This is a genomic window from Streptomyces sp. AM 2-1-1, assembly GCF_029167645.1.
Classification (GTDB): Bacteria; Actinomycetota; Actinomycetes; order Streptomycetales; family Streptomycetaceae; genus Streptomyces.
The window spans coordinates 2593569-2606052 of record NZ_CP119147.1 but is presented as its reverse complement, the minus strand read 5'-3'; the positions used below and the strand labels follow the sequence as shown (position 1 = coordinate 2606052).

At 72.7% G+C, this 12484-nt stretch carries 14 protein-coding genes; 4 read left to right on the top strand and 10 right to left on the bottom strand.

From position 1 onward, the window contains the following. Nucleotides 1-56: 56 nt before the first annotated feature. A complete protein-coding gene (locus PZB77_RS11005; RefSeq protein WP_275492397.1) occupies nt 57-842 on the bottom strand; it encodes an alpha/beta hydrolase in 786 nt (261 codons plus the stop codon). Between the two features lie 103 nt (nt 843-945). Between PZB77_RS11005 and PZB77_RS11000 the strand changes: the two genes are divergently transcribed. Beyond that, a complete protein-coding gene (locus PZB77_RS11000) occupies nt 946-2100 on the top strand; it encodes an adenosine deaminase (RefSeq protein WP_275492396.1) in 1155 nt (384 codons plus the stop codon). Nucleotides 2101-2232: 132 nt separating this feature from the next. Continuing rightward, nucleotides 2233-2532, top strand: coding sequence for a hypothetical protein (locus tag PZB77_RS10995; protein ID WP_275492395.1), 300 nt, complete (start codon nt 2233-2235; stop codon nt 2530-2532). A gap of 111 nt (nt 2533-2643) precedes the next feature. Here the strand turns inward: PZB77_RS10995 and PZB77_RS10990 are convergent, their stop codons facing one another. From PZB77_RS10990 to afsQ1, 5 genes are all read right to left on the bottom strand, one after another. Further along, nucleotides 2644-2859, bottom strand: a complete 216-nt coding sequence (locus tag PZB77_RS10990; protein WP_275492394.1) for a PspC domain-containing protein — start codon at nt 2857-2859, stop codon at nt 2644-2646. A 90-nt stretch (nt 2860-2949) separates the two neighbouring features. After that, entirely contained in the window at nt 2950-3501 is a 552-nt protein-coding gene (locus PZB77_RS10985) for a VanZ family protein (RefSeq protein WP_275492393.1), read from the bottom strand. 247 nt (nt 3502-3748) lie between these two features. Beyond that, the gene (locus tag PZB77_RS10980) at nt 3749-4357 is read right to left on the bottom strand and encodes a hypothetical protein (RefSeq protein WP_275492392.1); all 609 of its coding nucleotides are present in this window, start codon (nt 4355-4357) and stop codon (nt 3749-3751) included. Beyond that, nucleotides 4354-5886, bottom strand: coding sequence for a HAMP domain-containing sensor histidine kinase (locus PZB77_RS10975; protein WP_275492391.1), 1533 nt, complete (start codon nt 5884-5886; stop codon nt 4354-4356). The genes PZB77_RS10980 and PZB77_RS10975 overlap by 4 nt, the downstream gene beginning before the upstream one ends. After that, nucleotides 5883-6560, bottom strand: coding sequence for a two-component system response regulator AfsQ1 (afsQ1, locus tag PZB77_RS10970; RefSeq protein WP_275496008.1), 678 nt, complete (start codon nt 6558-6560; stop codon nt 5883-5885). Before afsQ1 ends, PZB77_RS10975 begins: the two co-directional genes overlap by 4 nt. Nucleotides 6561-6818: 258 nt before the next feature. On the opposite strand from afsQ1, the gene PZB77_RS10965 reads away from it, so the two are divergent. Next, complete coding sequence (locus tag PZB77_RS10965; protein WP_275492390.1) at nt 6819-7607, top strand: SigE family RNA polymerase sigma factor; 789 nt, start codon at nt 6819-6821, stop codon at nt 7605-7607. A 175-nt stretch (nt 7608-7782) separates the two neighbouring features. Here the strand turns inward: PZB77_RS10965 and PZB77_RS10960 are convergent, their stop codons facing one another. Beyond that, complete coding sequence (locus PZB77_RS10960; RefSeq protein ID WP_275492389.1) at nt 7783-8424, bottom strand: uridine kinase; 642 nt, start codon at nt 8422-8424, stop codon at nt 7783-7785. A gap of 127 nt (nt 8425-8551) precedes the next feature. Between PZB77_RS10960 and PZB77_RS10955 the strand changes: the two genes are divergently transcribed. Beyond that, the gene (locus tag PZB77_RS10955) at nt 8552-8968 is read left to right on the top strand and encodes a hypothetical protein (RefSeq protein WP_275492388.1); all 417 of its coding nucleotides are present in this window, start codon (nt 8552-8554) and stop codon (nt 8966-8968) included. A gap of 90 nt (nt 8969-9058) precedes the next feature. On the opposite strand, the gene PZB77_RS10950 is transcribed toward PZB77_RS10955, so the two are convergent. The 3 genes from PZB77_RS10950 to deoC are packed head-to-tail and all read right to left on the bottom strand — an operon-like array spanning nt 9059 to nt 12385. Next, a complete protein-coding gene (locus tag PZB77_RS10950; RefSeq protein WP_275492387.1) occupies nt 9059-10003 on the bottom strand; it encodes an aldehyde dehydrogenase family protein in 945 nt (314 codons plus the stop codon). Then, nucleotides 9996-11432, bottom strand: a complete 1437-nt coding sequence (locus tag PZB77_RS10945; RefSeq protein WP_275492386.1) for an aldehyde dehydrogenase family protein — start codon at nt 11430-11432, stop codon at nt 9996-9998. The genes PZB77_RS10950 and PZB77_RS10945 overlap by 8 nt, the downstream gene beginning before the upstream one ends. A gap of 5 nt (nt 11433-11437) precedes the next feature. Further along, nucleotides 11438-12385 (bottom strand): deoxyribose-phosphate aldolase, encoded by a 948-nt coding sequence (deoC, locus tag PZB77_RS10940; RefSeq protein ID WP_275492385.1) that lies wholly within the window; start codon nt 12383-12385, stop codon nt 11438-11440. Between the last annotated feature and the right edge of the window lie 99 nt (nt 12386-12484).

The following is a 12484-nucleotide window of genomic DNA, read 5'->3' as shown; positions in this document are numbered from 1 at the left end:
CGGCCCGTTGCGGCGCCGGCGGCAGCCGCGGGCGCCGCCGTCTTCCGCGACGCGCTTCAGCGCCGCAGCGTCCGGCCGAACCCGGCGGCCAGCGGCATCCGCAGACCCAGCGGCGGCGGCGCGGCGAGGGCGTCGGCGACCGGCCGGGCGTAGGAGCGGCCGAAGAGCGAGCCCCGGACGAAGTCGGCGGCGAGCGCCACCACCTCGGCCCGGTGCTCGCGCAGGGCGTGACCGTCCGAGTGGACCTCGAAGCGGCAGGTGTCCCGGTTGGCCTTCTTGGCCCGGGCGGCCAGCCGGAAGGAGAGCTCGGGGTCGGTGTGGGAGTCGTTGGTGCCGTGCACGATGAGCACCCGGCGCCCGGCCAGCTGCTTCACCGGCTCGGCCGACGCCTCCGGGCCGGTCCGGGCGGGAGGTCCGGCCTGCCCCGGGAGCCAGGGCGCCATCGCCAGTACGGCGGCGACCGCCGGATGCCCCCCGGCGCGCAGCGCCGCCCGGCCGCCCATGCCGTGGCCGACGAGACAGACCGGCACGTCGCCGTAGCGGCGCACCACCTCGTCCGCCGCCCACCCGGCGTCCGCCGCCGGGTCGGCGTCCCCGGCGTTCCAGCCCCGGTGGCGGTAGTGCAGGACGTGCACGGTCAGCCCGTCGTCCCGCCCGGCCCGCGCCAGCGCGCGGGCGAACGGCAGCTGGCCGGCGTACGAGAAGGCGGAGGGCCGGCGGCGGGATTCGACGGCTCCGTCCGGGAGCAGCAGGACGACGCCACCGACCTCCGGGGACGGTCCTGCGGCCCGTACGGGCCGCCCGAGCCGGGCAGTGGGCAGGGGAAGCGCGCGCGTGGTCACAACAGAACAGTGTCAGAAGCACGGGTGTACTCCACCTGTCCGCACTGTCACTGTTACGTATCGTCCCTCGGCGATCTACGCGCGTAGGCGTTAGAGTGCCCGGATGACGAGCCAGTTGCGCCACGCCCCCGACGCCGACCAGATCCGCCGCGCCCCGAAGGTGCTCCTCCACGACCACCTCGACGGCGGGCTGCGCCCGGGCACCATCGTCGAACTCGCCCGTGACCAGGGGTACGAGGACCTGCCGGAGAGCGACCCCGACAAGCTGGGGACCTGGTTCCGCGAGGCGGCCGACTCCGGTTCGCTCGAGCGCTACCTGGAGACGTTCGCCCACACCTGCGCCGTCATGCAGACCCGCGAGGCGCTCGTCCGCGTCGCCTCCGAGTGCGCCCAGGACCTCGCCGAGGACGGCGTCGTCTACGCCGAGGTGCGGTACGCCCCCGAGCAGCACCTGACCGGCGGGCTCACCCTCGAAGAGGTCGTGGAGGCGGTCAACGAGGGCTTTCGCGCGGGGGAGCGGCTGGCCCGCGAGGCCGGGCGTCGCATCCGGGTCGGCGCGCTGCTCACCGCCATGCGGCACGCCGCACGCTCGCTGGAGATCGCCGAACTCGCCAACCGCTACCGGGACACCGGGGTCGTGGGCTTCGACATCGCGGGCGCCGAGGCCGGATTCCCCCCCACCCGCCACCTGGACGCCTTCGAGTACCTCAAGCGGGAGAACAACCACTTCACCATCCACGCCGGCGAGGCGTTCGGGCTGCCCTCGATCTGGCAGGCCCTCCAGTGGTGCGGCGCCGACCGGCTCGGCCACGGGGTCCGGATCATCGACGACATCGAGATCGCCGAGGACGGCACGGTCAAGCTCGGCCGCCTCGCCTCCTACGTGCGCGACAAGCGCATCCCGCTGGAGCTCTGCCCCACCTCGAACCTCCAGACCGGCGCTGCCGCCTCCTACGCGCAGCACCCGATCGGGCTGCTGCGCACCTTGCACTTCCGCGCCACGGTCAACACCGACAACCGCCTGATGAGCGGGACGAGCATGAGCCAGGAATTCGAGCGGCTGACCGAGACTTTCGGATACACGCTCGACGACATGCAGTGGTTCACCGTCAATGCGATGAAATCAGCATTCATTCCTTTCGATGAACGTCTCGCGATGATCAACGACGTGGTGAAGCCGGGATACGCCGAACTGAAGTCCGCGTGGCTGTTCAGTCAGACCGCCGCGACCAGCGTCTCCGCGCTCGAACAGGACTGAACGGGAAGGATCGGCGAGGGCCGGGGAACACATTCCCCGGCCCTTTTCCGCGTGTCGTGCCATTTGCGGAGCGGGGAACCCGGTGGCTACTTTGCAGAGCCGCCCGCATTCCCTTTCTCCAAGGAAAAAGCCATGAAGCTCTCCTCCGCCCGCATCCTCGGTGTCGCCGCTCTCGGTGCCGCCTTCGCCGCTGCCGCCGCCGGCAGCGCCTCGGCCGCCTCCGCGCTCCCGCTCGACGCGGGCAGCGCCCTGCCCGTCTCCACCGACGGTCTGTCGAACCTGGGCCACGCCGCCCAGACCCTCCCGGTCAAGGAGACCACCGGCAGCCTCCTCGGCGGCAAGGCCACCGACGCCGCCGCGCCCGTCACCCAGCTCCTCGGCGGACTGCCGACCAAGGGCCTCGACCTGAACGGCATCCCGCTCGGCGGCTGACCCGGAAACCTCCACCCGGTCCCGTACGTCAGTGGGGCACCCGGCCTGACCGGCCGGGTGCCCCACTGACGTACGTCTCCGCGCTGCTGCCGTGCCCCCGTCGTGCCCGGATCACCAGGCCGTCGCGGAGGTGGTGCCCGACGAGGACTTCTCCCCGGGCAGCAGGACCCACAGCGCCAGGTAGACGAGGAACTGCGGACCGGGAAGCAAGCACGAGACCAGGAAGATGACGCGCATGGTCGTCGCGGAGGTACCGAAGCGCTGTGCCAGCGCCGCGCACACTCCGGCGATCATGCGTCCGTCACGAGGGCGAACCGGTGCGGCCATGGTGGGCTCCTTGAGGGGACCGGGGGAGCAGCCGCTGCGGCGCTCCCGATGTATCCATGGTCGCTCCGCCGGGGTGGCCGGTGCCTCCCTCTACGGTGCGACCCCAACCCTGGTAATCGTCGGGGTGGAGCCCTGAGGGGTGCCGTCCGGCTCCGCGCCCGACGGCGCGGGGGCGGTGAGCCGGCGCCGGCGCCGCAGCCGGGCCCGTACGCACGGCACCACCAGCAGATGGGCCAGGAGTACCCCCACCGTGTTCAGCAGCAGCGAGTCGATGTCCACCACCTGCCCGGGCACCCCGGTCTGCCCCAGCTCGATGGCGAGGGAGATCAGCGCCCCGGCGGCGGTCGTACGGACCAGGGACGCCCAGGGGGAGACGGTGAGCCGGGCGTCCGCCATCGGCAGCAGGAACCCGAGCGGCGCCAGCAGCAGCAGCCCCGCGCCTATCCGGCGCACCGCCGCCCCGGGGCCGAGCGCGAGGTCCGCCCGGATGCCGTCGAGGGGCGTGAAATTCGCGGCGGTCATCCAGGGGACGTCCAGGGGGCGCAGGGTCAGCCACCCGACGACCACGAGATGCGCGAGGAGAAGAGTGAACCCCACCACGCGGAACCGGGTGACGGCCTGACCGCCGGGACCTTGTCGCACGCCCCCCTAGACGCCGGTCCCCGAGCGAACGGTTCCGGGCGGACGGCGCGAAGTGGCGCAGAGCACGGCACGCGCGCCCCCGCGGCGCCCCACCCGCCACGCCGCCCCCTGCACTCTCGTCCGCCCCGTCGGAGCGATCGTGCCGGGAGCCGCAGCGACACGCACCGCAGACCGGCCCCCACCGCACCGGCGCCCCCACCGCACCGGGCGCCGCCGTCCACCGCCTGCTCAGCCGCCCACCGCCTGCTCAGCCGGCCGGCGGCGTGCTCCGCGTCGGGACGTTCTGCGGCCGCGCCTTCGTCTCCGTCGTGCAGAGGTACCCGCGCGGGGCGTAGTCGCTCGGACCGCCGAGCCAGACCGAGCCGTCGGTGACGAGGGCGCTCTCCTCGGCGAAGGTGCACACCACCTGGGCCAGAGCCTCGGCGGACAGGTCCTCCGGCTGGGCGCTCAGCCGCAGGACGCCCGCCGGATCGTCCGAGGCCGCCTCCCCGACGGTCAGGTCCGAGGGAACGCCCGTGGTGAAGCCGGCGCGCCGCTCGACGGCGAGCGGCGACTGCCGGATCTGCGCCAGCAGCGCCCGCGCCAGCCCCAGCCGCCCGAGGTTCCGCTCGGCGTCCGGGAGCGTACGGTCGACCGCCACCAGCTCCGACGCGCAGACCAGATAGACCCGCACCAGCTCCTCGGCCGACTGCGAGCCGGAACCCTGACCCGCCGTGCGGCAGGGCACCCGGGAGGGCGCCGCCCCCGCGTCGACCGGCACCGTGGTGGACCGGATGCCGCACCCCGTCACCAGGGCGGCGGCGGCCGCGGCCAGGGCCAGCCCGGTGAGCGGACGGCGCACTCCCGCCGGTCTCACGACGCCCCGCCGTCCGCGCCGGCGTCGCCGGCGTCGGTGTCCGCGGCGCCGCCGTCCTCGGCGTCGCGCGGCAGCCGCAGGACGAACACCGCGCCGTCGCCGTCCGGGGAGTTGGCGGCGGAGATGGTGCCGCCGTGGATGAGCGCGTTCTCCATGGCGATCGACAGCCCGAGGCCGCTGCCCTCGGAGCGCGGACGGGACGCGCTCGCCTTGTAGAACCGGTCGAAGACGTGCGGCAGCACGTCCCCGGGGATCCCCGGCCCGTGGTCGCGTACCTCGATGACCAGTTCCTCACCCTCGGTGCGTACGCGCACCCGCACGGGTGAACCGCCGTGCTTGAGCGCGTTGCCGATCAGATTCGCCAGGATCACGTCGAGCCGGCGCGGGTCGAGCCGCACCATCATGCCGCGCTCCGCGTCCAGTTCGACCGCGTCCAGCCAGGCCCGGGCGTCGATGCAGGCGGTGACCTGGTCGGCGACGTCCACCGTGTCCAGGACCAGCCGGGCCGTCCCCGCGTCGAAGCGGGTGACCTCCATGAGGTTCTCCACCAGGTCGTTGAGCCGCCGGGTCTCGCTCACCACCAGGTGCACGGCGGGCGCGATCATCGGGTCGAGACTGTCCGCCTCGTCCTCCAGCACCTCCGCCACCGCGGTGATCGCGGTGAGCGGCGTACGCAGTTCGTGGGACATGTCCGCGACGAACCGGCGGCTGGACTCCTCCCGCGCACTCATGTCCGCGACCTTCTTCTCCAGCGAACCGGCGGCCCGGTTGAACGTACGGGAGAGTTCGGCGAGTTCGTCCGTTCCGGAGACCACCAGCCGGGTGTCCAGCTTCCCCTCGCCCAGCTTGCGCGCCGCGTCACCGAGTCGCTGCACCGGCCGGAGCACGGTCGTCGCCGCGGCCTGCGCGAGCAGCGCCGAGCCGACCAGCGCCAGTGTGGTCGCGATCCCCAGCGACCAGGCCAGGGAGTTGAGGTCCTCGCGCTCCTGGTCGAGCGACTTCAGCATGTAGCCGGTCGGCCCGCCGCCGATGATCCGGGTCCCCGCCACCAGGTACGGAGTGCCGCCGATGCTCGTGCGCTGCCAGAAGAGGTGGTACTCGTCCGCGTTGCCCGAGGTCCGCTTCTGCTTCGCGGCGACCTGCCGCTCCAGCGAGCCGGGCACGTCCACCTTGGTGAAGGTGTCCAGGTCGGAGTAGCCGACGATCGGCTTCCCGCCGTCCCGCTCGTCCTCCAGCAGCACCGCGTACCCCGGTCCGCTGTCCGCCATCTGCGCGGCTGCGGACTGGAGATCGTCCTTGGTGGGCCGCAACGGCAGCGACGCCGCCCGGTTCTGCATCTGCCGCCGGAAGTCCCCGAGCGCCGCGTCCTGCGTACGGGTCAGCACCGCCTCGCGGTTGAGCCAGTACGCGATCGCCGACGCCGACACCGCCGCCGTCAGGGCCACCAGCCCGAACACCACCACCAGCCGCAGCCGCAGACTGCTCCAGCGCAGGCCCGCACGGACCGTGCGCCCGGCACGTCCACTCACTGAGGCGAGTCCAGCCGGTACCCCACGCCCCGCACCGTACGGATCAGCGTCGGCGAGGACGGCACGTCCTCCACCTTCGCCCGCAGCCGCTGCACGCAGGCGTCCACGAGCCGCGAATCGCCGAGGTAGTCGTGTTCCCACACCAGCCGCAGCAACTGCTGCCGGGACAGGGCCTGTCCGGGCCGGCGGCTCAGCTCCAGCAGGAGCCGCAGCTCCGTCGGGGTCAGCTGGAGATCCGCCCCGTCCTTGGTCACCGTCATCGCGGAGCGGTCGATGACCACGCTCCCGAAGGTCGCCGAGTCCGTCGACTCCCGCTCCCCGCGCCGCAGTACGGCCCGGATGCGCGCGTCCAGCACCCGGCCCTGCACCGGCTTCACCACGTAGTCGTCGGCGCCCGACTCCAGGCCCACCACCACGTCGATGTCGTCGCTGCGCGCCGTCAGCAGGATGATGGGCAGCTGGTCGGTGCGGCGGATGCGCCGGCAGACCTCGAAACCGTCGATGCCGGGCAGCATCACGTCCAGCACCACCAGGTCGGGTCGCTGCTCCCGGAGGAGGTTGAGGCCGTCCTCTCCCGTCGCCGCGGTGACCACTCGGTGGCCCTGGCGTGACAGCGAGAGTTCGAGGGCCGTGCGGATGGCGTCGTCGTCCTCGATCAGCAACAGGAAAGGCACGGACGCCATTCTGGCCCATGGTGGCGCCGCAGTTCGACCGTGGGGCACCACTTCCTGTCCGCCCGCGCCCTCACGCGCCGCCCCGCGGAGCGTGGCCGGGGTCGCGGCACGGCCCCGCCGCGCGAACCCGGTTGGGGCGGTTACGACCTCACGGGGCCTGTGACAGCTCTGTGACAGTCGGCGGACAGTGCCATGAAACTGCCCGGTCAGACTCGTTGGCACACGGTTCGAACGGACTCCACCGACAGGGGGCGCACGATGAACGCACGGCAGCTGCAGCGCACCGGCTCCAGCGCAGTGGTCACGCGTCTCCACGATGTCGGCAGGATCCCGGAGAAGTCGGGTGCGGTGAACGGGCGGGGGTGCGTTCGCGGCACCGGGCGTCAGCACCCTTCGCTGACACCGGTCGCCGACGCGGGGGACGTCGGCGGCAGCACGTACGGGGGAACGTACCGGGGACACGGGGGAAGCGCGTACGGGGAGGGCACCACGGGGGAGCGGACGCCCCTGGCGGGGGCCGAGGACGCCGAAGCGGCGTTCACGGCCTACGTCCAGGAGCGCCGCGCCTCCCTGTACGCGACCGCCTACCACCTGACCGGCGACCGGTTCGAGGCCGAGGACCTGCTGCAGAGCGCCCTCTTCTCGACCTACCGGGCGTGGGACAGGATCAGTGACAAGGCGGCCGTCGGCGGCTACCTGCGCCGCACGATGACCAACCTGCACATCAGTGCCTGGCGCCGCCGCAAGCTCAACGAGTACCCGACCGAGGAGCTGCCGGAGACGGTCGGCGACACGGACGCGATGCGCGGCACGGAACTGCGCGCGGTGCTCTGGCAGGCACTCGCCCGGCTGCCCGAACTCCAGCGCACCATGCTGGTCCTGCGCTACTACGAGGGGCGCACCGACCCGGAGATCGCGGCCATCCTCGACATCAGTGTCGGCACGGTGAAGTCCAGCATCTGGCGGTCGCTCCGCCGGCTGCGCGAGGACGAGGTCCTCAGCTTCGGACGTGACGAGAAGGAGTCCTTCGGCGAGCTGGTGGCCTGAAGGGCGACGGGGGAACGACGGAGCCCGCCGCTCCGGGGGGAAACGGCGGGCGACGGGGGGACCTCGGGGGACACGGGGGCACGGAAAAGCGGCGGGGCCGTACGGGCTGGGGGGCCCGTACGGCCCCGTCCGCCGTTCCCGCCGGTCACGTCCCGCCCGGCCGGCGGGCCGCCCGTTACGCCGTACCGCTCCCCGCCGGGGTGCGGCGGCAGCGGCCCGCCGCGGCCGCGGCCAGCCGGCCGAGCGCCTCTTCCTTGCCGCACGGGTGGGCGCCCAACGCCGCCTGGCGGGCCACGATCCGGCGCTCGGCGCGCATCAGCCGCCAGCCGCGCCGCAGCAGGAACGCCACCGACTTGCGGCCCTCGCGCAGGTCCCGCACCAGTCTCCGGCGGAACGTGGTCGAAGGGCGCCCGCGCAGGCAGATCGCGTCGGCGAGCAGGCCCAACTCCTGACAGCGCCCGACGATGTCCGCCGCGAAGATGCCTTCGGCCACGAAGAGCGGTGAACGGTCGATGTGCAGCACTTCGGTGCCCGTGCGCGCGCTCAGGGAGATGTCGTAGACCGGCACCCGGGTGCTGCCGGTCCGGCAGAGTTCCGCGACGGCGGCGACGGCCGACTCCATGTCCCAGGACTCCGCGGAGTCCCAGTCGATGTCCGTGCTGCCGGTGACCTGGGGCAGGGTCGGATCGTTGGCCTCCTTGTAGAAGTCGTCCAGCCGCAGCACCGGAAGACCGGTACGGGCGGCGAGGAAGGACTTCCCGGAGCCGGAGGGTCCTGCGAGGAGGACCACGCGCGTCGGGATCGGTTGGGAACTCACAGAACAAAAGTGTGAGGCATGACCCGAGCAGGCGACCCCTCGGGAGTCCTGTTGGTATCGAGCATCACATCTCCACTACTCTGCGCGCACGTACGGCTACCGAAACGAAGTCGATCAGGTGGGAAAAATGGCACGTCACGCACGAACCAGGCCCTCGCGGCGCGTCCTGCTGCGCGCCGGGCTGACCGTCACCGCGATGGGCGCCGCGCTCGGCGCGGGCGCCGCGTCCGCGCAGGCTGCCACGCCCCCGGCCCTGACCGAGGCGGGCGACAGCGCGGAGGCGGCCCTGTCGGCGGTGACCGACGCGGCGGCTCCCGCGCTGACCGGCGCGTTGTCGAACAGCATCGCCCCGATCACCGCCCTCCAGCTGGACCCGCTGGCGAAGACCGGATCGGACCCGCTGGACAACGCGGTGGGCACGCAGGTCGCGGACTTCAAGCCGGTCTCCACCGCCCTGGTCACCGATCACCTGACCGACGGCGGCGCGCTCCGCGACCTGCCCCTGGTGGGGCCGGCCACCGGCCTGATCACCGGGGCGCGCTGACCGCGGAGTCGCCCGGGACACGCGGACGGGGGCCTGCCTCCTCGTGGGGCCGGCCCCCGTCACCCCGTCCCGGACGGACCCGCCGCCGCGTCAGTACGACGAGCCGGAGACGCCCAGCGCCCCCGTGGGGTGCCAGACCGTCTTCGTCTCCAGGAACGCGGTCAGCCGGTGCGTACCCGGGTCGGCGGTCCAGTCCGGTTCGGCCGCCGGGTCCGCCGCCCCGTCCACAGCCTGTGGACGGAGTACGCGCTTCAGGTTGTCGGCCGCCGCGATCTCCAGCTCCTTCGCCAGCGCCGTGTCCGCGCCGGTGAGGTCAACGGCGTTGACGTCCTGGTGGGCCGCGAGCGGGGCCGCCAGCTCGGCGGTGGCACCGGAGAGCAGGTTCACCACCCCGCCGGGCAGGTCGGAGGTGGCCAGTACCTCGCCCAGCGAGAGCGCCGGCAGCGGGGCTCCGGCGGAGGCGACCACCACGGCCGTGTTCCCGGTCGCGATCACCGGGGCGATCACCGAGACCAGCCCGAGGAACGACGAGCGCTGCGGCGCCAGGACGGCGACCACACCGGTCGGCTCGGGCGTCGACAGGTTGAAGTACGGCCCCGCGACCGGGTTGGCCCCGCCCACGACCTGGCCGATCTTGTCGGTCCACCCCGCGTACCAGACCCAGCGGTCCACCGCCGCGTCCACCACGGCCGCCGCCCTGGACTTCGACAGCCCTTCGGCCTCGGCCACTTCGCGGACGAACTGGTCCCGGCGCCCCTCCAGCATCTCGGCGACGCGGTAGAGGATCTGGCCGCGGTTGTAGGCGGTCGCGCCGGACCAGCCGCCGAAAGCCTTGCGGGCCGCGACGACCGCGTCCCGCGCGTCCTTGCGGGACGACTGGGGGGCGTTCGCGAGCCACTTGCCCTTGGAGTCGGTCACCTCGTACACCCGGCCGCTCTCGGAGCGGGGGAACTTGCCCCCGACGTACAGCTTGTAGGTCTTGAAGACGCCGAGGCGCCGCACGGCCGAGCCGTTGGTCGATTCCTGCTCAGACATCGAGGTACGCCTCCAGGCCGTGACGGCCGCCCTCGCGGCCGTAGCCCGACTCCTTGTACCCGCCGAACGGCGAGGTGGGGTCGAACTTGTTGAACGTGTTGGCCCAGACGACGCCCGCCCGGAGCCTGTTCGCCACCGCGAGGATGCGGGAGCCCTTCTCCGTCCAGATGCCCGCCGACAGGCCGTACTGCGTGTTGTTGGCCTTGGCGACGGCCTCGTCGGGGGTGCGGAAGGTCAGCACCGAGAGCACCGGGCCGAAGATCTCGTCCCGGGCGACCGTGTGGGCCTGGGTGACGCCGGTGAAGAGCGTCGGCGCGAACCAGTAACCCGAGGACGGCAGTGCGCACGGCGCGCTCCAGCGCTCCGCGCCCTCCGCCTCGCCCGTCTCCACCAGCGCGGTGATCCGGGAGAGCTGCTCCGCGGAGTTGATCGCGCCGATGTCGGTGTTCTTGTCCAGCGGGTCGCCGAGGCGCAGCGTGGTCAGCCGCCGCTTCAGCGCGTCCAGCACCTCGTCGTGGACCGACTCCTGCACCAGGAGGCGGGAGCCCGCGCAGCAGACCTGGCCCTGGTTGAAGAAGATGCCGGTGACGATCCCCTCCACCGCCTGGTCGACGGGGGCGTCGTCGAAGACGATGTTGGCGCCCTTGCCGCCCAGCTCCAGGGTGACCTTCTTGTCGGTCCCCGCGACCTGCCGGGCGATGGCCTTGCCCACGGCGGTGGAGCCGGTGAAGGCGACCTTGTTCACGTCCGGGTGCACCACGAGGGCCGCGCCCGCGTCGCCGTACCCGGTGAGGATGTTGACGACGCCCTTCGGCAGACCCGCCTGGCGGCAGATGTCCGCGAAGAACAGGGCCGAGAGAGGGGTCGTCTCGGCCGGCTTGAGGACCACCGTGTTACCGGCGGCGAGCGCCGGGGCGATCTTCCACGCCAGCATCAGCAGCGGGAAGTTCCACGGGATGACCTGGCCGGCCACGCCCAGCGGGCGCGGGTCCGCGCCGAAACCGGCGTGGCCGAGCTTGTCCGCCCAGCCCGCGTAGTAGAAGAAGTGCGCCGCGACCAGCGGGAGGTCGGTGTCGCGGGTCTCCCGGATCGGCTTGCCGTTGTCCAGGGTCTCCAGCACGGCCAGCTCACGGCTGCGCTCCTGGACGATCCGGGCGATCCGGAAGAGGTACTTGGCGCGTTCGGAGCCGGGCAGCGCCGACCACTTCTCGAACGCCTTGCGGGCCGCACGGACCGCGCGGTCCACGTCCGCCTCGCCCGCGCGGGCGACCTCGGAGAGGACCTCCTCGCTGCTCGGCGAGACGGTCTTGAAAACCTTGCCGTCGGCGGCCTCGGTGAACTCACCGTCGATGAACAGGCCGTACGAGGGCGCGATGTCGACGACCGACCGCGACTCGGGGGCGGGGGCGTACTCGAATGCAGATGCCATGGGGATCAGTCCACCGTCACGTAATCGGGGCCGGAGTAACGGCCGGTGCTGAGCTTCTGGCGCTGCATCAGCAGATCGTTCAGCAGGCCGGAGGCGCCGAACCGGAACCAGTGGTTGTCCAGCCAGTCCTCGCCCGCGGTCTCGTTGACCAGGACCAGGAACTTGACCGCGTCCTTGGTCGTGCGGATGCCGCCCGCGGGCTTCACGCCGATCTGGACGCCGGTCTCACGGCGGAAGTCGCGGACGGCCTCCAGCATCAGCAGGGTGTTGGCGGGCGTGGCGCTGGTCGCGACCTTGCCCGTCGACGTCTTGATGAAGTCGGCGCCGGCCAGCATCCCGAGCCAGGAGGCGCGGCGGATGTTGTCGTACGTGGAGAGCTCGCCGGTCTCGAAGATGACCTTGAGGCGGGCGCTGCCGCACTCGGCCTTCACAGCCGTGATCTCCTCGTACACCTTGAGGTAGTGGCCGGCCAGGAACGCGCCCCGGTCGATCACCATGTCGATCTCGTCGGCCCCGGCCGCCACCGCGTCGCGGACGTCCGCGAGCTTGACGGGGAGCGCCGCGCGGCCGGCCGGGAAGGCCGTCGCCACGGACGCCACCTTCACCTCCGAGCCGGCCAGCGCGGCGACCGCGGTCGCCGCCATGTCGGGGTAGACGCAGACCGCGGCGGTGCGCGGGGTGGTCCGGTCGGTCGGATCGGGGTGCAGGGCCTTCGCGCAGAGCGCCCGGACCTTGCCCGGGGTGTCCGCGCCTTCCAGCGTCGTCAGGTCGATCATCGAGATGGCGAGATCGATCGCGTACGCCTTGGCCGTCGTCTTGATCGACCGGGTGCCGAGCGAGGCGGCGCGCGCTTCGAGGCCGACGGCGTCGACGCCGGGCAGCCCGTGCAGGAAGCGGCGCAACGCACCGTCGGACGCGGTCGCGCCGGAGAATGCGGGTGCAGAGGTGGGCATGGTCACCAGGGGAGCATATCTACGCGCGTAGCGACCTGTACAGGGGGGTGCGGCCCGCGAAGTGCTCCGCGCGGGCCCCCGCGCGCGCCGGACCCCCGG

Coding starts and splice junctions, on each gene's coding strand:
- PZB77_RS11000 (WP_275492396.1), top strand. CDS start 946: ATGACGAGCCAGTTGCGCCACGCCCCCGACGCCGACCAGATCCGCCGC.
- PZB77_RS10990 (WP_275492394.1), bottom strand. CDS start 2,859: ATGGCCGCACCGGTTCGCCCTCGTGACGGACGCATGATCGCCGGAGTG.
- PZB77_RS10950 (WP_275492387.1), bottom strand. CDS start 10,003: ATGTCTGAGCAGGAATCGACCAACGGCTCGGCCGTGCGGCGCCTCGGC.
- deoC (WP_275492385.1), bottom strand. CDS start 12,385: ATGCCCACCTCTGCACCCGCATTCTCCGGCGCGACCGCGTCCGACGGT.
- PZB77_RS10995 (WP_275492395.1), top strand. CDS start 2,233: ATGAAGCTCTCCTCCGCCCGCATCCTCGGTGTCGCCGCTCTCGGTGCC.
- PZB77_RS10955 (WP_275492388.1), top strand. CDS start 8,552: ATGGCACGTCACGCACGAACCAGGCCCTCGCGGCGCGTCCTGCTGCGC.
- PZB77_RS10965 (WP_275492390.1), top strand. CDS start 6,819: ATGAACGCACGGCAGCTGCAGCGCACCGGCTCCAGCGCAGTGGTCACG.
- PZB77_RS10945 (WP_275492386.1), bottom strand. CDS start 11,432: ATGGCATCTGCATTCGAGTACGCCCCCGCCCCCGAGTCGCGGTCGGTC.